This window comes from Nostoc favosum CHAB5714 (assembly GCF_020829495.1).
Lineage (GTDB): Bacteria > Cyanobacteriota > Cyanobacteriia > Cyanobacteriales > Nostocaceae > Nostoc > Nostoc favosum.
Map to the genome: position 1 here is coordinate 66146 of NZ_JAIVFQ010000011.1, position 21201 is coordinate 87346.

The window sequence follows — 21201 nt, forward strand, 5'->3', positions numbered from 1 at the left end:
TGTTGTGGTCAAGTGAACTACCCCAACGTATAGACGAACGGGGCTTCCCAATTCATCGGCAATAGCCTCTAGGACTCCGTAGTTCTATTGGTCTGACATTCCCTCCAAGGGCAGGAGTCCTGGTTCCCAAGACCCAAATCCTTTTCTTGCAACATATACCTATGAGCTTGGTTTTCGCTTATGGCATTGATGGTCAAGACAGTAACTATCGTACCAGAAAAATTGGTGATTCCGACGTTCGTTCCTCTTTACGAGACGCTGCGCGTAGCTTGCTTCACTGTAAGAGTACGCTGCTAACGCAATGCTTACCATACATCCAGCATTTGTTTTTGCACAGCAAAAACAAATGCTGGATGCAATGCAATCGTCATCACCCGCTCACAATCCCCACCTTATAAGTACATTGAAGGTAAGGACTTCCGCGTACTGTTAACAAGTTAATAATTGCCAGATTATGAATTGGAGCAACTGGATATATCTAGGAGCAGGAATAGCACTAGGTATGATTTTCCGTCAGTTATTTGCGCGATGGCTACGCCTCCTGCCGCAGGCATCGCCTAATGTTTCATCTAGCTCATCCCCAGTAGCGCCATTAGATCAAGAAGATATGCCACCAATATCGCAACAGCTACAGCAAACGCAGCTGGCATACCTTATGGCAAGGGAAATGAGCCAGTTTAAAGCTGGTTTTTTGGCGCGGACTACCCATGAATTGCGATCGCCTCTCAGTGGTCTGATAGGCTTGCATCAGTTAATTTTGTCCGATCTGTGTGAAGACCCGGCTGAAGAACGAGAATTTATTGCCCAAGCTTACGAACGAACGCTGAAGCTACTCAAGCTGATGGATGAAATTCTCAGCGTTGCTAGAGCTGAACACGGTACTAATAAATTAGATATTCAGCCTAGACCATTAGCCCAAGTTTTGCAAGAGGTTCATAACTTAACTTATATGCTGGCGGCCAATCGCAATTTTGTCTTGCAATTGTTACCCGCCGACTCAGAAATTTATGTTTTGGCAGATTACCTCTGGCTCCGCCAAATATTGATAAGTTTAATAGACACTGCCATTACTCAAATGGAGGAAGGCAGCATCTGTATTTCTAGCAGCACAGTACCTACAAGTAATTTTGTAAACATTTGGTTGGATGTACCAACCCATGCCATACCCTGGAGCGAAGCGATTGATTTGATTATATCTGAAGATCAGCCGACCCAGATTGACCAAAAAAACGCTGCTCTTTCCCCAGGGATGAGGCTATTAATCAATCAGACTCTGGTGGAAGTTATGGGAGGAAAGTTAGAAATCCTGCCCTCGACCATTGCGAAGGAACCACATCAAGAGATTAGCAGACTACAAATCTCTATCCCCCTAGTGATTCCTGAAGCTGAACTTCTGTAGGAGGAACGAAAGCACGGTTAGGTTGGTTGTGTAACACCATCGTAGTGGTGGTGTTGGGTTGAAAACCAATCTTTTCGTAGAAACCCTGCTGGTGAGTAGTCATCAGGTAAACGCGCTCAACCCACTTCATGCGGGGATGACTCAAAACGGTTTCTACTAACTTACTTCCTAGCCCACTACTTTGATATTCTGGATGAATCACAACATCCCAAATTGTGGCGCGATAGATGCCATCAGATGTTGCTCTAGCAAAGCCAATGAGTTGATCGCCATCGTAGACGGAAATCACTGGCTCACTGTTGGCAATGGCTATACCTAAATCTTCAATACTGCGACCTTTTGCCCAAAAAGCTGAAACATTTAACAGTTCTTGGAGTTGGTAAAGGTCAATTTCAGACTTGCGTAGGCATAGCCCGTCGTAGACATCGCCTTTGGCGCAGCAGAACTGTTCGCTAAATTTAATCTGAGACTCGTTCATGTATGGCATCTACCTTTAGATATATCTTTGTATGGTTAAGTCATATTTTGCGAGAAATTGCTGTACATGTACATCATATATATGCAACGAGAAAGAAAGTTTAATGGCAAACCCACTTCCATAGAGGATGAGTTGGCCCCTGCTGACGTATCCGATAAACTTGTGTTTCTAAACGTTGTTTTTCCTGCTGTGGTAGTCCGAGTAAGATATTTCGACTTTGCCAAACTAAAACAGCAGCAGTCATTCCAATACAAAAGGCTAAACCAAAGGTAGACAGTGGATGGTAGAAGAGTCCATATCGCACCGCTACCCAGGTAAAATATTGTTGCCACAGAGAAATTTCTGCACGTAGACCCCACAAGCTAACAGGCGCAATGGTGAGCCACAAAAAGCCGACAAACAGCCACCTACCATATATTGTCAGTTGGTGTAGTCTTTGTACTTGTTGAGCAAAGGATGGGTCAGATTTTTCCAAGTCTGGGCCAGTAATTAATGGTTCTTCCGGTTGATCCATAGGGGAATAAAATTCCAAAGCATAGGTGAGCAATTCAAAATCAGTAAACCAATTGTGAAATGCACACAAGTTTAACTATCCTGGGAACTGGTAGATGTATCAATCGGCTCTAAGCTTTCTACCATTTGAGATTGACCCCTTTCTCGCCACCAAGTAAGGAGAGTACTGGCGATGAAAATACTTGAATAAGCTCCCATCGTGAAGCCAATAATCAAAGCTAGAGCGAAATATCTCAGTGTTTCTCCGCCAAATAGAAAGATAGCAGATAATGTTAGCAACACGGTTAAGGTCGTGTTGATTGATCTTGTCAAAGTTTGGTTAACCGCATCATCTACAATTTCGGCAATTGGGCGTTCAGGATTGATTTTAATGGTTTCCCGAATGCGATCGTAAATCACCACTGTGTCGTTGACTGAGAAACCTGTGATGGTAAGTAAGGCGACAATAAAAAGGCTATCTACTTCGATACCCGCCACCAAACCCAAAATTGAAAAAGCCCCTACCGTGATCAAAATATCGTGCAATAGGGCAACGATCGCAAACACGGCATAATCTAACTGGAAGCGGAAGCTCATATAGATAGTAATACCGATGAAGGAAACTATCAGAGCTAATATCCCAGACCTCAACAGTTCTTTTCCCAAAGTAGGGCCAACGGAGTCAATTTGGTTTTTTTGCGGATCAAAAGCACCAATTTGTTGGCTTAAAGTATTTTGCAAGTTGGTGCGCTGATCGACACTTAAATCTTTTGACCGAATTAATACACCATTTTCTGCCCCATTTTCGGAGATAAGTTGGATGCTACTATCACCTAGCCCCTGCGCTTTAGCTACTTCCCGGACAGCGTTGATATCAATTGGTTTGTCGCAATTGCCTGGTTTGGTGCAATCTCGGACAAACTGCAACCGTGTACCACCGATAAAATCTAAACCGGGGCGTAAGGGTGCGTGAATATTGGGTTGTTGCCAAGAAATCACCATTGAGATGATACCGGCGAGAATAATCGCAGCAGAAATAGCCCACCAAAGCGATCGCGATTTGTTTATACTCAGTTTCATCGAGCCACCTCTGCCTTATTCGATGCTGGCAGGTTTGGACAGAAAAGTTCTGTCTTCCGCAAAGAGGGAATTGAAATTGCCAAAAACAGCAATGTCCGACTACAGGTAATTGCGCTAAACATACTCACACCCACTCCCAAAGCTAAGGTCAGTGCAAAGCCTTTGACTAAACCAGACCCCAGCCAAAACAGGGCAGCACAAGCAATCCATGTAGTGACATTGCTATCTAAAATACTAGAAAATGCTCGGTAAAAACCAGATTCCACAGAACGATATAGGGATTTACCAGCCCGCAATTCTTCCCGCGTCCGTTCAAAAATTAGCACGTTGGCATCAACCGCCATCCCAATACTGAGGATAAAACCTGCAATTCCCGGCAAAGTTAGGGTGACACCCAATAAAGCAAAGGTTGACCAAGTTAAGAGGGAGTAGATCACTAGTGACACATCCGCAATCAGTCCTGGTAATCGATAATAAAACACCATGAATATTAATACTAAAGTTAGACCACCAACCCCAGCATAAATACTGCTTTGAATACTATCTTTACCCAAAGTTGCCCCTACTGTCCGCCTTTCTGCAATTTCTACTGGTACGGGTAATGCACCACCACGTAGCTGCACGCCTAAATCATTGGCTTGTTGTGCGGTAAACCGTCCTGTAATTATGGCAGAGCCACCACTAATACCTGCGGCGGCAAATTCTATACCCACGGTAGGAGCGCTGATCAGTTCATTGTCCAGAAAAACACCAATGCTACGCCCAGTACCGGCAAGATTTTTTGTCAAATTGGCAAACAGTTGACCACCCTGTTGGTCGAAGCGAATGGCAACATGCCAGTTATTACCTTGACTGGGTTCACCATAGGCATCCTTGAGGTATTTCCCAATTAGCGGTGGATTGGTGCTTTCAAACAATTCTGCGATCGCTTGATTATTTGAAAGCAAATCTTCTTGATTCTTGACAATTGCTGCTTTGTCAGTACTCTTTCTCAACTCTTCTTGCTTGCCTTTCAATTCGGCTCTAGATGCTTGGAAAGCAAGCAGTTGGGTTTCTGTATTCGGCTTTTGGGTGCGAAATTCTAACTGCGCCGTACCGCCTAGCACCCGTTCGGCTTGCTCTGGGTCATTAACTCCTGGTAGTTGCACCAGTATTTTATCTGCGCCGACTGTTTGGATCAATGGCTCAGAAACACCCAGACCATTAATCCGACCTTCGACAACTTTCTTTACACCTTCCAATTCTCGTTCGGTGATTTGGGGAATATCGGCTGATGGTTTCACCTGAATTGTGAGCTGTGAGCCTCCGCGCAAGTCCAGCCCAAGAGGTATCGGAATTGTAGCAATCACCGTAATAGCGGCGATTATCAGGACTAAAATCAAAATTAATAGCGATCGCTGTCTTTGCATACCATAACTCGCAACTGACAAAGGCTATAATAGCGCTCTTTTGAGGAGTTATGAGTTAGGAGTTGAGAGTTAGGAGTTGTGAATTAGGAGTTGTGAACAAAAATGTAAATGTTTGGGCTTTGGTTGCTAATTTGTTGAGAGTTAGGAGTTGAGAGTTAGGAGTTGTGAATTAGGAGTTAGGAGTTGTAAATTCAAGATTAAATTCTTAACTCCTCACTCCTAACTTTTAACTTCTAACTTTTAAACTCGCAAAGCTACCATTTTTTCCACAGCTTCCACGATTTGCTCTGGTTGGATGATTGTTAGTCGTTCCAGGTTGCCGTTGTAAGGCGTGGGGATATCTTGGGAAGAAAGGCGCAGTACTGGTGCATCCAATTCATCAAATAAGCGATCATTTATTGAGGCGATGACTTCTGCTCCAATACCCGCAGTTCGCATGGATTCTTCCACAACAATGACTTTATGGGTTTTACGCACTGATGCACCAATGGTATCAAAATCTAATGGCTTGAGGGATATTAAATCAATAACTTCTGGATCATAACCTTGTTTTTCAAGTGTTTTTAATGCTTGCAGCACATGATGCCGCATCCGTGAATAAGTGATAATTGTGACATCCTTTCCTTGACGCACAACTTCTGCTTTATCTAGGGGTAGTAAATATTCTTCTTCTGGTAAATCTTCTTTCAAGTTGTAAAGCAGAACGTGTTCAAAGAACAACACGGGGTTATCATCGCGGATAGCCGATTTCAGCAGTCCTTTGGCGTTTCTTGGTGTGGAGCAGGCAACAATTTTCAACCCTGGCACAGCTTGGAAGTAAGTTTCTAGTCGCTGGGAATGTTCTGCGCCTAGCTGCCGTCCCACACCACCAGGGCCGCGAATTACCATCGGAATTTTAAAGTTACCGCCAGAAGTATAGCGCAGCATCCCAGCGTTGTTGGATATTTGGTTGAAGGCGAGCAGTAAAAAGCCCATATTCATGCCTTCAATGATGGGACGTAACCCTGTCATGGCTGCTCCCACTGCCATGCCGGTAAAGCTATTTTCGGCAATGGGGGTGTCTAGAATGCGGAGTTCGCCATATTTTTGGTACAGGTCTTTGGTAACTTTGTAGGAACCGCCGTAGTGTCCGACATCTTCACCGAGAACAAATACACTGGAATCACGCGCCATTTCTTCATCAATGGCTTCCCGTAGGGCGTTGAAGAATAATGTTTCTGCCATTTAGACCTTTTAGTACGATTATAGTTTTAGAATTTTATCGTGCTGCTGTCGCAAATACGGTGAGCGATCGCACTAGTTAGAGATTGGGTTTTTTAAACGAACCGCCCCAAGCATAGAGCGAGTAATTGCCATAACTATATCAACAGCTACTTTATTTAGATTTTAGAGGTTTTATGAGCGATCGCCTCCCCCTCTGACAAATACGGCTAACTTGTTTATGTAATAAAACTTAGGACAAATGTATAAAATATGCTTCAATTTTCACGATTAAAAGCATAGTAACTTAACTCAAGCCATAAAAAATCTGTTATGGCAATAATTTAAATATGCCTACTGTAGAACAATTGAAAACGTTGTTTATCTTAAGTTTTTGGGCTACTAAAATGTATTTACCTGTGTTTTTAGTGCGAATCGATGAACGAACAAAAAATGTTGTAATTCTCGCTGGTCAAGAAAATGAAATTATAATTTACCTAGAGGGGAAATGGAGATATGTATGAATAAGCCAGATTTTATGACAATGCCCCGTGTCCAATTGCGTCAATATATCCTTGACCATAGAGAAGATGATGAAGCTTTTCAAACTTATTTATCAGCGTTAAAGCTAGTGCATATTTCGAGATGATTTTTCACGACAAACTTGATATGAACGTCTAACGCATCACTAGATAGCACGATGCGTTAGGTTAAAGCTGTAATGTACTCTACTTCTATCTGTCAAATTTAAACGTTTGCAACAAATGCTCTTCGATATATAAGAAACGCTTAAGTATTTCTTGCAAATGTATAATCAGTTGCAGCAAACGCTTAATACTTTGCAACAATTGCTCTTCCATATATAAGAAACGCTTAAGTATTTCTTGCAAATGTATAATCAGTTGCAGCAAACGCTTAATGCTTTGCAACAATTGCTCCTCCATGTATAACAAACGTTTAAGTCATTGCAACAATTGTTGTAACGAGCTTATGATTGATTTACTACCGGAAATATCAAAATAATCTAAGTGAAGTTAACTAAACTTTTGTGAATGCGATGTAGTCTTGCCAAGGAGAAGGAAAAATTTACCCTTGGTAAATCTTGGGTGAGGTTTTAATTTGTGGGCTGTAAAGTCAATTTGGATAGGGAATTTTCGACTTGTGTGTACACAGTAGAGCCAGAGGTGGGGAGATGAGAGGGATCAGAGGTGATAATAGTTATTGAATGAGCAAAGGTAACTTTGATATGTCGTATAAAGTTAGCATCGTTATCGAAAAAGATGAACATGGATATTATGCTTATTGCCCAGAACTACCTGGTTGTCAATCTCAAGGTGATTCACTAGAGGAAGTACAGGCAAATATTAAAGAAGCAGTTGAGCTTTATATAGAAACCTTGTCAAATTCAGAAAAACAGGCGCTTCATAACAAGGAAATATTCACAATAACCTTGGAGGTAAAAATTGCCTAAGCTGCCACGTTTAACTGCAATATAAGCTGAAAAACTCTTATTAGATGCAGGTTTTATTCAAATTAGAAGTAAAGGAAGTCACAGGATTTATTTTCGAGAAGAAGTGAGAGTCGTAATTCCTTTTCATTCAGGAAAAGTATTGCACCCAAAAATAGTTAAACAGGTTCTACAAGCCATTGACATTTCTGAGGATGAAACGACACTATAACAAGAAGTAATAACTGAGACAAATGAGTAAGAATCCCACCTTGCCAATAGGCACTTTTGTCTCCCCCCGCCAAACAGATACGGAGTTGATTTATGCAGAATTGTCTCTCACGAATGATTTAGGATTGCTATAGTAAGGTAAAAAGTTACTATTTATCGACCCCATGCAAGTCAAAGATTTAACTATTGAAGAACTCAAGCTACTAATCCAGGAAACTGTTGCTGAAACCATTCAATCTCTACTGATTGACCCCGATGAAGGTAAACAAGTAAAGCCAGAAGTGAAGCAGCAACTACTTGACTCTCTACAGCGTACTCAAGCAGGAGAAGGTGGAGTTCCGGCTAAGGAAATAGCAAAAAAACTTGGTTTGCAGTGGGAATGAGTTACAGCGTTGAATTCACGAAATAAGCTATTACCAATTTAGAAGCACTTGCATCAACTATCCAGGAACGCATCTTGCGTAAAGTTCATTGGTTATCTAAGAATTTCGATGATGTAACTCCCCAAGCTCTCAGCGCTGACCTCAGTGGTCTGTTTAAACTTAGAATAGGTGACTATCGAATTATCTATTCCTTTAATACAGAAGCGCATCTGCTCACAATTCACAAGGTTGGACATCGCCGAGATATCTACAACTAATTAAGTACAGAAAGTTGGGTGCATTACAAGACTGCTCGGTTAAGAATATTTGTAGGTTGGGTTAAGGCAATGCGTTACCCAACAAACCCCGCTAAATGTTGGGTTTCGTTCCTCAACCCAACCTACCCCAGAGTGCTTTTTTAGGCAAAACCTACGCAGTTCAGTCAAATAGTCAAAGAAGTTAGACAAGAACTTGGGAATGATATATGAGGATTTATTTAATCCAATAACGGAGTAAATTTATGGAGACAGATCCAATTATCAGAGTAACTGACGAAAAGCAAATTAATCTCCCACCAGAAATTCAATATAAACTTCAACCGGGTGATGAATACCGAGTAACTATTAAAATAAATTGTATTGTTTTAGAAAAAATCACTCACCCAAATGTAGATTTAGATGAATTTCTGCAAGGCTTAGAAGATTTAGAACCTGATCCTAATCAACCCACGCTGGAAGAAATTAGCGAAATTGTCAAGGATGTCCGACGGGAGTTATGGTCTAATCCATGAGAGTTATTCTGGATGTCAATGTTTGGATTTCAGCGTTATTGTGGGGTGGTGTTCCTGGTAAGACTTTATTGCGTGAAAACGTTTCCTAATATGGCATATAGTGATTTTACTTTAGAGAAAGTCAAACAGAACTTTCAAATAAATACTATTGAAAGAACTGATATTTTTGCTAATATACCTGATATAGAATGCAGTGATTTATTAAAAGAAATTCTTCAATATAATGTACCTATAGCTATTGCCAGTAATAGTGAAAAAGCTCGCTCTGAGATGATTATTTCTCCAATATTACTAGATTTGAGACGACAATTAAATGACCAGATAAATTTATTTTCTGGTGTTGAATTCAATGTTGATCCGGCACAAGGTTTAAATGGAATCTGTGATGACACTGAGCATAACTTTTATCATTCTTGCAATACACGTATGACAAGTACAACGCGGATTAGTTAATTTTTTTTGGATTTCGCACCAGATCAAGCCAAAACACAAAAATCTCACGCCCAAACACTAAAACACAACTCTGTGTCTGAAGCGCCTCTGCGTGAGATTTCCCACTAAATTAGTATTCAATATGCCTAGCCTACTTTAACCATCGCGCCGCATCTTTGGCATGATAAGTCAAAATCAAGTCTGCACCAGCGCGTTTAAACCCAGTTAAAGTTTCCAAAACCACCCGCTCTTCATCAATCCAACCATTGAGAGCCGCAGCTTTTACCATCGCATACTCACCAGAAACATTGTAAGCCGCAACAGGTAAGTTACTCGCTTCCTTCACCCGCCAGATAATGTCCATGTATGCCAGGGCTGGCTTAACCATGAGCATATCCGCACCTTCAGCAATATCTAATTCAATCTCTTTAATTGCTTCGCGGGCGTTACCTGGGTCCATTTGATAAGTCCTTCTGTCCCCAAACTGCGGTGTCGAGTCTGCTGCATCCCGAAATGGGCCATAATAACCCGAAGCATACTTAGCAGCATAAGACAAAATCGGTGTATCTTGAAATCCGGCTTTATCCAAACCCTGACGAATTGCCTGGACAAAGCCATCCATCATCCCAGAAGGCGCGATGATATCGGCACCGGCTTTCGCTTGAGAAACTGCTGTTTTTTTCAACAATTCCAGAGTTGGGTCATTTAAAACTCGTCCTGTTAAATCACCAACTTGTAAATAACCACAATGACCGTGACTGGTGTACTCACATAAACAAGTATCGGCAATTACAATCAAATCTGGCACTGCTGCTTTTACCGCCGTCGCCGCTTTCTGAACGATACCGCAATCATGCCAAGCGCCAGTGGCATCAACATCTTTATCAGCCGGAATACCAAATAGAATAATCGAAGGAATTCCTAAGTCGTAAACTTCTTTTGCCTCTTCGACAATTTTATCTACCGAAAGTTGGTAGACTCCGGGCATCGATTTTACTTCGTTAGCGATTCCCTCACCCGGTACAGCAAATAGTGGGTAAATTAAATCGCTTGTTGTCAAAACAGTTTCACGAACCATCCGGCGCAGTTGAGGATGAGTACGCAGACGACGGGGGCGATGTATAGGAAACATAAAATTTTATGAAGAAAAACAACGCGAATGGACACAAAACAAAGCGTCACAAAAGCAGGCTAAAATTTTCCTGCCGTCAGACAGACTACAAACAGTGCTTAACTGTCCTTTGCCCTACTCTTAATCAAGTTGTGGGGCAATTTTGTATTCTACAGCTTGGTTGCATCTATCCGACGGGCTGGAAAAAAAACAACATAGTAAGCAATTCACGCATTCAAAATGATAAGACTGTCTGTTGGTAAAATCGTGGGGAATTGAGGGTTGAAATTTAAACGCAAAGGGGCGCAGAGGTAAACGCAGAGGCACGCAGAGAATTCGCTACGAATTAATGAGATGTTGTACTTGGTAGTAAATAAATGACAATTACCAATGACCTTATGCCCCATGCCCTATGCCCCATGCCCCATGCCCTATGATAATTTGTATTAAAAAACTCGGAAAATATAGGGATAACGGAAGGGTATATCAGGATTGCTGAAAACTTTTATGAGCGCCCAAATTGTTAATCCCCAGTGTAATAGATATCCCAGACCGGCTAATGGCCCCAGCAATAATAGAGGTAACACTAACCAACCGAATAGAAAAAACAGCGTTCCCAGAATTCCTCCATAAAGCCAGACGTTGAAGTGGAAATTAATGGATTCTTTGGCGTTTTCTTTAACAACAGGATCATCAGATACGAACAGTATGGCGATAGGTATACCTACAGATATCAATGTCGTGCTGAGAAAAATAGCTCCATGCGATAAGGCGGATAGAAGCTTTCGCTTGTCTGTGTCGTACATTTCTTTCTCCTATTTAGTTGATTGTTGGTTATATTACGACCCTATCACGAGCATCGTTGTCTTAAGATTAAAAGACTTACTAGAGTCAAAAAAAAATTAAGCTAGCTAACAAACAAATACACTTATGTCTACTGAACTTCAGTCTGAACTTATTCAAGCAGTTGAACTTCGCCGCAACTTTGCGATTATTTCTCACCCTGATGCGGGTAAAACTACACTAACAGAAAAACTACTCCTGTACGGAGGTGCAATTCACGAAGCTGGGGCGGTTAAGGCGCGACGGGCACAGCGTAAGGCGACCTCTGACTGGATGGCGATGGAACAACAACGGGGTATTTCTATTACTTCGACTGTGTTGCAATTTGAATACCGGGACTGTCAGATAAATTTATTAGACACTCCCGGACACCAAGACTTCAGTGAAGATACTTATCGCACCCTTGCCGCCGCCGATAATGCAGTGATGTTAATTGATGCGGCAAAAGGTTTGGAACCCCAAACCCGCAAATTATTTGAAGTGTGTAAGTTGCGGGGTATCCCGATTTTTACATTTATCAACAAGCTCGATCGCCCAGGAAGAGAACCTTTGGAACTTTTGGATGAAATTGAGCAAGAACTGGGATTACAAACCTATGCGGTAAACTGGCCGATTGGTATGGGCGATCGCTTTAAAGGTGTTTTTGACCGACACAAGCAACAAATTCACCTGTTTGAACGCAGCGCCCACGGCAGCCGAGAAGCCCGTGATACGATAGTGGAATTAGGCGATCCGAGAATAGAAGAGCAGCTAGAACAAAGCCTGTACTACCAACTGAAAAATGATCTCGAACTGTTAGATGGAGTTGGGCCAGAGTTAGATTTGCAGTTGGTACACGAAGGCAAAATGACGCCTGTGTTCTTTGGTAGCGCTATGACCAACTTTGGGGTAGAGTTATTCCTCAAGTATTTTCTCGACTATGCCCTCAAACCCGGTTCTCACTACAGCAGTGTTGGCGAAGTTCCCCCTACATATCCAGAATTTTCGGGGTTTGTCTTCAAACTGCAAGCGAACATGGACCCGAAACATCGCGATCGCGTCGCATTTATCCGGGTCTGCACTGGTAAGTTTGAAAAAGATATGATGGTGAATCACGCCCGCATTGGTAAAATCATCCGTCTGTCTCGCCCGCAAAAACTCTTTGCCCAAGAGCGAGAATCGATTGATGTGGCTTATCCTGGCGATGTGATCGGTTTGAACAATCCTGGTGTTTTTGCGATCGGGGATACAATTTACACGGGACAAAAGCTCGAATATGAGGGGATTCCGTATTTCTCGCCGGAACTGTTTGCATCTCTGAGGAATCCCAACCCCTCGAAGTCTAAACAATTCCAAAAAGGCGTTGCGGAATTGCGAGAAGAAGGTGCTGTGCAAATTATGTATTCAACTGATGAAGCCAAGCGCGATCCAATTTTGGCGGCGGTGGGTCAGTTGCAATTCGAGGTGGTACAGTTTCGCTTACAAAATGAGTATGGTGTAGAAACCATATTAGACTTATTGCCCTACAGTGTTGCCCGTTGGGTTGAGGGTGGTTGGGAAGCTTTAGAAAAAGTGGGACGAATATTCAATACCACTACAGTTAAAGACAGTATGGGACGACCAGTGTTGCTATTCCGCAATGAATGGAATTGTCAACAATTACTGGGCGACCATCCAGAGTTAAAATTAAGCGCGATCGCCCCAGTTTTTTCTAGTCAACAACCAGTGGAGGAATGAAGAAGAATACAGAATACAGAATTCAGAATTCAGAATTAGTCCTACAAAAGAGCCAACTGAATTCTGACCAAAGCTAACGGAAACGTCTTTGGCTTTGCCCCTGACTTCTGAATTCAATCTTTATCATTCACTTGACAAGCAAAACTTGAGCGCGGTTGATTTCCACGGCATCCGAGGTTCGCGCTTTTGCACAAACGTGGATCATTTAGAAGAGATTGGAGTGCCAGAATTTGTATGCCTTCACATGCCAAACCGTCTTTGGAGGCTGGTTTAGTTGCCCTCAAGCAGGGAAATTACCAAACAGCGATCGCTCGACTAGAACCTATTGCTAGCAGCCAAAGTAATGGTACTGCTAGCTTACAAGCCCAGGTTGGTTTAGTGATGGCTTATGCACGGATTGGAGAAGCCTCCAAAGCGATCGCTATTTCTCAGAATCTCATTGAGAGTAACAATCCGCAAGTTCAAGAGTGGGCAACACGCGCTCTCGAACACCTGACAAAACGTCAAAAACGCGATCAAGAATCAAAAAATGTCGAAACTGGATTTGTTGCCTTTGATAACTCAACCCCAGATTCTTCCCCAGTTACCCCCCCGGAAACTCCTACATTAGAGGAACAGCCAAAAGATCAAGTAATAGAAACCAAGAGCGACGAAACCCCGCCGATGGTGCCACTAGCTAGACTCAAAGCTACAGTAGCGACACCACTGCCAGCAGCAGGATCTGTGCCCTTAAGCGGTTTCATGGGTTCTGTCACCCGCACCCAAGCTAAATTATTCGGTGTTATTTATTGGCGACAAGCACAACGCGCCAGAGCATGGCAACCCCTACGTAAACCGAAATTAATCCCTTTACGGTTGCTGACAGCAGGAACATTCATCGCTCTGTTTTGGGTGATGCGAGAAATGCTCAAATTAGCAATGGGATTCATCAACCAGACTTTAGTCAAACTACCTTATCTGGAGCCATTGCAGCTTTTATACCGCGACCCTACTAAATTGTTGCTAATAGTATTGGTGCTTTTAATCGGAGTATCACCTTGGTTGCTGGATCTGCTACTGGCGAACTTGTATGGTCAGCGAGAATTTCCCAAAGATGTATTGAATGCCCATAGCCGCGAAGCTGTTCGGGTGCTACAACGTTGTTGCCAACAGAGGCACTGGCCGTTACCCAAACTGCGGATTTTACCAATGGCTGCACCAATTATCCTGACTTATGGTAGTTTACCACGTAATGCCAGGATTGTTGTGAGTCAGGGACTATTAGAGCAACTAGCAGATGATGAAATCGCCATTATTTACGCCACGCAGCTAGGGCATATTGCTCACTGGGATTTTGCTGTGATGTCTTTGTTGCTGCTGGTGACACTACCAATTCATCAGCTATATCAGCAAGTATCGAATTGGGGAGATAAAATATCAGGGATTTGGCGCCCTCCGGTGGCAATTCTAGCTAGTATCGTTTATGGAGTTTGGTGTTTGCTGACTGGGACTGCATTGTGGTTGTCGCGGTTGCGGCTTTATTATAGCGATCGCGTCGCCTCTGAAATTACAGGTAATCCCAATGCCCTGATTCGGGCTTTACTCAAAATTGCCATTGGCATTGCAGCTGATATCCAAAAAGAGGAACAGACCAGTTGGCAACTAGAAAGCTTAAATCTCTTGACACCAGTCAGCCAGCAACAGAGCCTTTCTTTGGGCACTATTGCCAGCAATCTATCTTTTGAATCATTTTTGAAGTGGGATACTGCCAATCCCTATCGCCGATGGTTTACGATTAATAATAGTCATCCCCTGATGGGCGATCGCATCGAACGCCTCTGCCAAATAGCCCGTCACTGGCATCTAGACACCGAATTACATTTTGCTAGCGAGCCATCAAAAGTTAAGCGTCAGTCTTTCTTATTACAAATCGCTCCCTGGTTGGGAATTCCTCTAGGGGTTCTGTTTGCAGGTTTAGTCTGGCTAATGTGGCAACTAGCATTCGCACTCAAGTTTTTAAATCTAAAGTGGATATATGAAGATTGGTCTTTCATTACAGGCTGCCTTCTGATTGGCTTTAGCATCGGTACAGTGATGCGGATTAATTCTTTCTTCCCCGATATTAAACCTGCCACTGTGCAAACTGACGATTACCTACCCAACCTGTTAGCTGACCCTTCTGCTTTACCAATTGATAGCATCAGCGTGCGTCTTGTGGGTAAATTATTAGGTCGTCAAGGCACTAGCAACTCCCTAGCGCAAGATTTAATCCTTCAATCCAGCGCAGGTTTAGTGAAATTACACCACATTTCTTGGCTAGGACAGCCAGTCAATCACCAGGATCTCATTGGTAGGCAAATTATTGTCACAGGTTGGTTCCGCCGAGGAGCAACACCTTGGATCGATATCCAAACCCTGGAAACTCAAAGTGGTAAAACCATTCATAGCCCTCATCCCATTTGGTCTACTTTTTTAGCAGTTGCAGCACAGGCTTGGGGCGCATACATTTTTCTCACTGGTTAGTTATTGGTCATTGGTCATTGGTCATTAGTCATTAGTCATTAGTCATTAGTCATTAGCAAAGGACAAAGGACAAAGGACAAAGGACAAAGGACAAATAGGAATGTAAACAAAAGTTGCAGGTTTTCTTTCAAAGTGTTACATTTATTTACACAAACAATAGCAAACGACATAACTCAGCACTACAGCTTAGTTATGAATTCGGATGCTTTTCCCCCGCTCCATACTTTTTATCCTCCCAACACAGCAGGAAATTAACCAGCCACTGGCTGGTTTTTGTTTCAAAATATGCTTGGTTGAATAAAAAATGTGTTTTATGTTACGATGCAGTAATACTAACGTCAGAAATGTATGCGCTAAACTAGCTACGTAGAAAATACCGTGGTAATGTAAGGAATGGTATTTGATTCTGCGAAAAAGGCATGGAAGAAAGCGTGTACTTTAGCAGGCAATAGACTATTAAATTTACAATTCTTAGAATTAAGGTGTTATTAGCTCACCATACATAGTGTGGGCTTTTGGATTAAACAAGCTTGATCCCGACGAAAAACTGTATTGTTGTATAGGTTGACAGTTTCGAGCAAAAAAATTGGTTTATGGCAGTCTTGGTCAATAGCATCTATTTAAAAGCCAAAGCCAAGTGATTGTTTTCTTGCCTTGCCATGTTCATTCAACTCTGGAGGTATAGTTCATGTCCATTCGCCTATATATAGGTAATTTGCCTAAAGAAGAAATAGATCGTCAGGATCTGCAAGCAGTTTTTGCAGCAGAAGGTGATGCTGTAACTACTAAATTAATTAAAGACCGTAAAACTGGCAAATGCCGTGGTTTTGGTTTTCTTACAGTCAACAACGACGAACAAGCTGACGAAATTATTGAAAAATATAATGGTCAGATGTTCAAAGACACTCCGATTAAGCTAGAGAAGGCATTACCTCGGACAAAAGGTGATGAGGGTGATGAGCAACCTCCAAAACCAGTTACTCTTGCTGCTAGTAGTACCCCCACTCCTAGCCCTAATAGAGAAGGTAGCCGCCGCGAAAAAAGCTCTAAGAAGCCTCGTCGTGGCGGCGGCGGTGGCGGAGGTTCTCGTGAAAACAGCACCACAACCACCGATTCAGACGCTATTCGTCCAGATCCTCGTTGGGCTTCGGAATTAGAAAAGCTGAAGCAGATGTTAGCTGCACAAACTACGAATTAATCCCTAAGGGAGAGAAATTAAAAATTAAAAATCAGAATTTTTTTTGATTTTTAATTTTTAATTGTTGATTATTACCTAGCTGCTTAGTTAAAAGCTAATTGCAGCTAATTTGGTAAGTGGGTAGGCGCAGCCTAACCTAGGTATCGCATAGTAAATAGGACTTACGCATTGACAAGAAGTATTAAATATGGAGCAACGTTAAAAACTATATCTTTCGTAAGGGCACAGCATTGCTGTGCCCCTACAACATGGTCTATTTACGATCGCAGAATAATTAAGAAAAGCCTGAAAACTTCCTATTTTAGGTAATGCACATCACGATGCATTTGTACAGTGCGTAACTCCTAGTAAAATCAAGCGACACATAAATTTCACGCATTCCACATCCTTACGTAATAGTAAGTCTATACTGATACAACAATACCTTCCATAGAGTTACTGTTAGAGCTTGCTTATAAAAAAATTAAGTTTTTGTGATTAGGCGCATTGAAAAACCTGACTGAAAATGAATGCGATGCCTACGGCGGGCTGCGCCTACGCAATAATTGTCTAGATTTGACAGGTTATAGCTAGCTGATATGCCAAGGTGAACCGGAGGCGCACAGGCGCAGCCCGCACTTCGACAAAGCTCAGTGACCACCGTAGGCATCGCTCTAAAGATAATCTACACTCAAGGTGATACCGATCATTTGCAGCTTCTGTTATGTCCTCAACTCTAGATTCTTTGCCACCTGCGCTCGCTAAAATTGTCCAGCGCTTTCAACGCGCTTCCGAACCGAAGCGACGCTACGAACAGCTAATCTGGTATGCTCAGAAGCTCAATGAGTTCCCAGAAGCTGATAAATTACCCGAAAATAAAGTTCCTGGTTGTGTGTCTCAAGTTTATATCACAGCAGCCTTGGATGACGGTAAGGTTGTGTTTCAGGGTGATTCCGATTCTCAGTTAACCAAAGGATTAGTCGGGCTTCTGGTTGAAGGATTACATGGACTAACGCCAAGTGAGATTGTCCAGCTGACTCCAGATTTTATTCAAGAAACAGGTTTAAATGTTAGCCTGACACCTTCCCGTGCTAATGGATTTTACAATATTTTTAAAACCATGCAAAAAAAAGCATTGGAATCTAAAATTGGTCATTAGTCATTAGTCATTGGTCATTAGCAAAGGACAAATGACAAATGACAAAGGACAACTGACAAATGACAAATAAGGTACAACTACCAAAATTTAGTCTCATGTCAACAAATTTATTATCTACCCCTGCTGCTATTGGTTTTGGTGGAGTAGTTCAAGAATATCTCTGGAACTGGGAAAATCAGCAATTGCGAGTTGTTTATGAAACCCTCGGTAAAGGTTCACCGCTATTGCTGCTACCATCTTTCAGCAGTGTTTCGACGCGTTTGGAAGTAGGCGAACTTGCCAGGTTACTAGCTCCCAATTTTAAAGTTGTAGCCATAGACTGGCCAGGTTTTGGTGAATCTTCTCGCCCTAGCTTGAATTACCGACCAGAAATATATCAGCAATTTCTGGAAGATTTTGTCAAAACTATTTTTAATACTCCCATTACTGTGGTGGCGGCTGGTCATGGTGCTAGTTACGTTTTACAATTAGCTGTCAAACAACCTGCTACTTTCTCACGAATTTTGTTGTTAGCTCCTACTTGGCGTGGGCCTTTACCAACAATGGGGGCAAGTCAGCAAATAGCTGGCATGGTGAGAGAATTGGTGCGATCGCCTATACTTGGTCAAGCTCTCTACAAACTTAACACTAGCCAATCTTTCTTAAGTTTTATGTACCGCCGTCATGTCTTTACTGACGCGGCTAAAATTACACCCAGTTTCATTAAGAAGAAGTGGCACATGACTCAACAACCAGGAGCGCGATTTGCTTCTGCTGCCTTTGTAACTGGTAATCTCGATGCTGTACACGAACAATCTGATTTTCTGGGACTTGTGCAGTCTTTAACTGTACCGCTCATGGTAGTAATTGGGGAATCCAGCCCCCCCAAATCACGAGAAGAAATGAACGCTTTGGTAGCCTTACCAGGAGTGAGAAGCGTTGTCATACCTGGTTCTCTGGGACTGCATGAAGAATACCCAGCAGTTGTTTTAGAAGCAGTTCAAGATTTTTTGTTCTCTCGAAAAAATTAAATTCTCGCACCAAGAGGCAAAGAATAATTTTGCACCTTGGTGCGAGATTAAGATTAGTTCAAGCTACTGCGAGTAAGTTTTTGCAAGCGAGAAAGAGAAAGCGCTAGTAGACCGACTATACCAAGACCAAGAACAGTTGATGACTCAGGCACTGTCTTGACTTCAAAATCAAAACTGAAAGTGCCAGACTCTTTAAAGGGAATACGGTGATTATCAGTGCCTAAATCCACTAATTTGAATGATGCAGAATAAGTTCCCAGTGGTGCAGCAGCATCAGTCCAAAAAGTAGGGGTGAACGAAAAATTATCACCACTGCCGATTGTGTAGATATCGCCGACTGACTTGACAATATCAACGCCTACTGAATCACCAATATTCAATCCACTACTAATTGAGGCTAATTGTAAACCAATATTTGCACCCTCAAGCGATCGCTGCCAACGACCATTAGAGCTATTGAACAAATACTGATTGTCTAATTCTTTTGAAGTTTTTAGAGATGCTATAGGTTCTATTGTCAGATTGCTATATTCCTTATCTGTTGCAGTACTAATCAAGCGACCAGTATAAAACCCTGTGCCAGGTAATAATGTTAGCGGCGGTTGTTCTGAGTAAGACTCAGGAATTCGGTTATTTGTATTGGTTGGGTTAATGGTTGGGTTATCTAATGGCCCTGAGTAGCTATAAGCACCAATCCCGTGGAAATGGCTTGATTCCGGCGTGTCTTCATTCCTGTGTGCAAACAGAAGGGTCAAACGATTGTAGTTGGGGTTTTCCAATCCTGCGTATGTCCCTGTAGAGAGAGCCTCCAAACCATCTAACCCAATGTAAAAGCCCGTTTCTTCCGAATGATTATGAGTATCATCTGCTTGTGCGGGTGCAAAAGTGGTAGATAAAACCAGTGGTGCAACGACTAAAAAGCTAACTGCAAGAGACGCAGATGCTTGACCTGTTTGAGTTACTTGCTTTTTCAAGCAGGTAGTGTTTCTTGAAACCACCACGCTTCTCCATCAATGTATAATTTTTATATATGATAATGATTATCATAAATTCCGTAGCAATGTCAAGGTACTAGCTTGCAAATTCCCACAGGGTAGGTCGGCTTATATGCAATGTTCCTATCAGCTACGCCAACTTGTGAATATTTACTACTTATTACAGATGCATAAAAATAAAATGTTTGGTGATTAAATTATGTGATTATTTTGCTGAAACCCAAAATAACAGCAAGTTCGCACAAAAATATAAAAAGATTTATCATAGGCGATAATGATTATCCATAAGGTGAGACAAGAGGAATTTAGAGTATGGTGGCTGACGTAATCAACAATTCAGTTCCCGTTACTGTTCTTACAGGCTATTTGGGAGCAGGTAAAACGACTCTACTCAATCACATCCTCACCTACGAACATGGCAAAAAAGTTGCTGTGATTGTCAATGAATTTGGGGAAGTGGGTATTGATAATCAATTGATTATCGATGCAGATGAAGAAATTTTTGAAATGAACAACGGCTGTATCTGTTGTACAGTGCGCGGCGACTTAATTCGGATCATTGGCAATTTGATGAAGCGGCGCGATAAATTTGACCATATAGTAATTGAAACGACTGGATTAGCCGATCCTGCACCAGTGATTCAGACATTTTTTGTAGATGAAGATTTGCAAAGCCAACTGTCTCTAGATGCGGTGGTGACAGTCGTAGATGCCAAACATATTTGGCAGCATTGGGATGCAGACGAAGCACAAGAACAGATTGCCTTTGCCGATGTAATTTTACTTAATAAAACAGATTTGGTAGCGCCGCAAGAGTTGGATGAATTAGAAAAACGGATTCGGGCGATGAATGCGATCGCAAAAATCTACCGTACCCAAAATTCTGAACTAGGAATAGATGCTTTATTAGGTGTAAAAGCCTTTGATTTAGACCGTGCATTAGAAATTGATCCAAATTTCTTAGGCGAAGATGCTCATGTACACGATGAAAGCGTCTTTTCTGTGGCTTTAGTAGAAGCAGGTGCAGTCGATGGAGAAAAATTAAACGCTTGGCTTTCCGAGTTACTGCGTACCCAAGGCCCAGATATTTTTCGGATGAAAGGCATTTTAAATATTGCTGGAGAAGATAATCGATTTGTATTCCAAGGAGTACACATGATATTTGATGGCAAACCCGATCGCCCCTGGAAACCAAGCGAAACTCCCAAAAACGAACTAGTGTTCATCGGTCGCAATCTTGATGCAGCCCAACTCAAGCAAGATTTTCTCGCTTGTCTAGTTTAAAAAGCGAGTTAGGAGTTATGAGTGATGAGTTATGAGTTAAAAATTCCTAACTCCTAACTCCTAACTTCTAACTCCTAACTCCTA

At 42.1% G+C, this 21201-nt stretch carries 23 protein-coding genes and 1 pseudogene; 15 read left to right on the forward strand and 9 right to left on the reverse strand.

Annotation, left to right across the window (positions count from 1 at the left end):
• Positions 1 to 454: 454 nt before the first annotated feature.
• Positions 455 to 1399, forward strand: coding sequence for a sensor histidine kinase (locus tag LC586_RS10595; RefSeq protein ID WP_229484498.1), 945 nt, complete (start codon positions 455 to 457; stop codon positions 1397 to 1399).
• Here the strand turns inward: LC586_RS10595 and LC586_RS10600 are convergent.
• The 5 genes from LC586_RS10600 to LC586_RS10620 all read right to left on the reverse strand — a co-directional run bounded on the left by LC586_RS10600 (position 1362) and on the right by LC586_RS10620 (position 6082).
• Positions 1362 to 1877 (reverse strand): GNAT family N-acetyltransferase, encoded by a 516-nt coding sequence (locus LC586_RS10600; protein ID WP_229484499.1) that lies wholly within the window; start codon positions 1875 to 1877, stop codon positions 1362 to 1364. The two genes, LC586_RS10595 and LC586_RS10600, sit on opposite strands and share 38 nt — an antisense overlap.
• 100 nt (positions 1878 to 1977) lie before the next feature.
• Positions 1978 to 2391, reverse strand: coding sequence for a hypothetical protein (locus LC586_RS10605; protein ID WP_229484500.1), 414 nt, complete (start codon positions 2389 to 2391; stop codon positions 1978 to 1980).
• 71 nt (positions 2392 to 2462) lie between these two features.
• Entirely contained in the window at positions 2463 to 3449 is a 987-nt protein-coding gene (gene secF, locus LC586_RS10610; protein WP_229484501.1) for a protein translocase subunit SecF, read from the reverse strand.
• Positions 3446 to 4858, reverse strand: a complete 1413-nt coding sequence (gene secD, locus LC586_RS10615) for a protein translocase subunit SecD (protein WP_229484558.1) — start codon at positions 4856 to 4858, stop codon at positions 3446 to 3448. Before secD ends, secF begins: the two co-directional genes overlap by 4 nt.
• 240 nt (positions 4859 to 5098) lie before the next feature.
• The gene (locus LC586_RS10620; RefSeq protein WP_229484502.1) at positions 5099 to 6082 is read right to left on the reverse strand and encodes an alpha-ketoacid dehydrogenase subunit beta; all 984 of its coding nucleotides are present in this window, start codon (positions 6080 to 6082) and stop codon (positions 5099 to 5101) included.
• Positions 6083 to 6408: 326 nt separating this feature from the next.
• On the opposite strand from LC586_RS10620, the gene LC586_RS10625 reads away from it, so the two are divergent.
• Together LC586_RS10625 and LC586_RS40555 are read left to right on the forward strand one after the other, a co-directional pair.
• Entirely contained in the window at positions 6409 to 6582 is a 174-nt protein-coding gene (locus tag LC586_RS10625) for a DUF6888 family protein (protein WP_229484503.1), read from the forward strand.
• On the forward strand, positions 6579 to 6707 hold the full coding sequence (locus tag LC586_RS40555; RefSeq protein ID WP_267921657.1) for a DUF6887 family protein: 129 nt from the start codon (positions 6579 to 6581) through the stop codon (positions 6705 to 6707). The genes LC586_RS10625 and LC586_RS40555 overlap by 4 nt, the downstream gene beginning before the upstream one ends.
• Before the next feature lie 85 nt (positions 6708 to 6792).
• Here LC586_RS40555 and LC586_RS10630 read toward each other — a convergent pair whose 3' ends face one another.
• Positions 6793 to 6987: a hypothetical protein gene (locus LC586_RS10630; protein ID WP_229484504.1), complete on the reverse strand. Its 195-nt coding sequence runs from the start codon at positions 6985 to 6987 to the stop codon at positions 6793 to 6795.
• A 317-nt stretch (positions 6988 to 7304) separates the two neighbouring features.
• On the opposite strand from LC586_RS10630, the gene LC586_RS10635 reads away from it, so the two are divergent.
• The 6 genes and pseudogenes from LC586_RS10635 to LC586_RS10655 all read left to right on the forward strand — a co-directional run bounded on the left by LC586_RS10635 (position 7305) and on the right by LC586_RS10655 (position 9341).
• Positions 7305 to 7529 carry a type II toxin-antitoxin system HicB family antitoxin gene (locus tag LC586_RS10635; RefSeq protein WP_229484505.1) on the forward strand — a complete coding sequence of 75 codons (225 nt, stop codon included), beginning with the start codon at positions 7305 to 7307 and terminating at the stop codon, positions 7527 to 7529.
• Between the two features lie 40 nt (positions 7530 to 7569).
• Positions 7570 to 7737, forward strand: a pseudogene (locus tag LC586_RS41850) (type II toxin-antitoxin system HicA family toxin); the annotation flags it as partial.
• A 163-nt stretch (positions 7738 to 7900) separates the two neighbouring features.
• Positions 7901 to 8119: a hypothetical protein gene (locus tag LC586_RS10640; RefSeq protein WP_229484506.1), complete on the forward strand. Its 219-nt coding sequence runs from the start codon at positions 7901 to 7903 to the stop codon at positions 8117 to 8119.
• Between the two features lie 29 nt (positions 8120 to 8148).
• Positions 8149 to 8376, forward strand: a complete 228-nt coding sequence (locus LC586_RS10645; protein WP_309143371.1) for a type II toxin-antitoxin system RelE family toxin — start codon at positions 8149 to 8151, stop codon at positions 8374 to 8376.
• Positions 8377 to 8618: 242 nt separating this feature from the next.
• Positions 8619 to 8888: a hypothetical protein gene (locus LC586_RS10650; RefSeq protein WP_229484508.1), complete on the forward strand. Its 270-nt coding sequence runs from the start codon at positions 8619 to 8621 to the stop codon at positions 8886 to 8888.
• Positions 8889 to 8978: 90 nt separating this feature from the next.
• Positions 8979 to 9341: a hypothetical protein gene (locus tag LC586_RS10655; protein WP_229484509.1), complete on the forward strand. Its 363-nt coding sequence runs from the start codon at positions 8979 to 8981 to the stop codon at positions 9339 to 9341.
• A gap of 130 nt (positions 9342 to 9471) precedes the next feature.
• On the opposite strand, the gene hemB is transcribed toward LC586_RS10655, so the two are convergent.
• Both hemB and LC586_RS10665 read right to left on the reverse strand, forming a co-directional pair.
• Complete coding sequence (gene hemB, locus LC586_RS10660; RefSeq protein ID WP_229484510.1) at positions 9472 to 10452, reverse strand: porphobilinogen synthase; 981 nt, start codon at positions 10450 to 10452, stop codon at positions 9472 to 9474.
• A gap of 425 nt (positions 10453 to 10877) precedes the next feature.
• Positions 10878 to 11237 carry a DUF4870 domain-containing protein gene (locus tag LC586_RS10665; RefSeq protein ID WP_229484511.1) on the reverse strand — a complete coding sequence of 120 codons (360 nt, stop codon included), beginning with the start codon at positions 11235 to 11237 and terminating at the stop codon, positions 10878 to 10880.
• A gap of 124 nt (positions 11238 to 11361) precedes the next feature.
• Between LC586_RS10665 and prfC the strand changes: the two genes are divergently transcribed.
• The 5 genes from prfC to LC586_RS10690 all read left to right on the forward strand — a co-directional run bounded on the left by prfC (position 11362) and on the right by LC586_RS10690 (position 18838).
• On the forward strand, positions 11362 to 12990 hold the full coding sequence (gene prfC / locus LC586_RS10670) for a peptide chain release factor 3 (RefSeq protein WP_229484512.1): 1629 nt from the start codon (positions 11362 to 11364) through the stop codon (positions 12988 to 12990).
• Positions 12991 to 13224: 234 nt separating this feature from the next.
• On the forward strand, positions 13225 to 15492 hold the full coding sequence (locus LC586_RS10675) for a M48 family metalloprotease (protein ID WP_229484513.1): 2268 nt from the start codon (positions 13225 to 13227) through the stop codon (positions 15490 to 15492).
• A gap of 688 nt (positions 15493 to 16180) precedes the next feature.
• Positions 16181 to 16690 (forward strand): RNA recognition motif domain-containing protein, encoded by a 510-nt coding sequence (locus LC586_RS10680; protein WP_229484514.1) that lies wholly within the window; start codon positions 16181 to 16183, stop codon positions 16688 to 16690.
• A gap of 703 nt (positions 16691 to 17393) precedes the next feature.
• Positions 17394 to 17828 (forward strand): SufE family protein, encoded by a 435-nt coding sequence (locus LC586_RS10685; protein ID WP_229484515.1) that lies wholly within the window; start codon positions 17394 to 17396, stop codon positions 17826 to 17828.
• Positions 17829 to 17923: 95 nt separating this feature from the next.
• A complete protein-coding gene (locus LC586_RS10690; protein WP_229484559.1) occupies positions 17924 to 18838 on the forward strand; it encodes an alpha/beta fold hydrolase in 915 nt (304 codons plus the stop codon).
• A 53-nt stretch (positions 18839 to 18891) separates the two neighbouring features.
• On the opposite strand, the gene LC586_RS10695 is transcribed toward LC586_RS10690, so the two are convergent.
• On the reverse strand, positions 18892 to 19836 hold the full coding sequence (locus tag LC586_RS10695; RefSeq protein ID WP_229484516.1) for an all3515 family Zur-repressed PEP-CTERM protein: 945 nt from the start codon (positions 19834 to 19836) through the stop codon (positions 18892 to 18894).
• Positions 19837 to 20145: 309 nt separating this feature from the next.
• On the opposite strand from LC586_RS10695, the gene LC586_RS10700 reads away from it, so the two are divergent.
• Positions 20146 to 21117 carry a CobW family GTP-binding protein gene (locus tag LC586_RS10700; RefSeq protein ID WP_229484517.1) on the forward strand — a complete coding sequence of 324 codons (972 nt, stop codon included), beginning with the start codon at positions 20146 to 20148 and terminating at the stop codon, positions 21115 to 21117.
• Positions 21118 to 21201 lie beyond the last annotated feature (84 nt).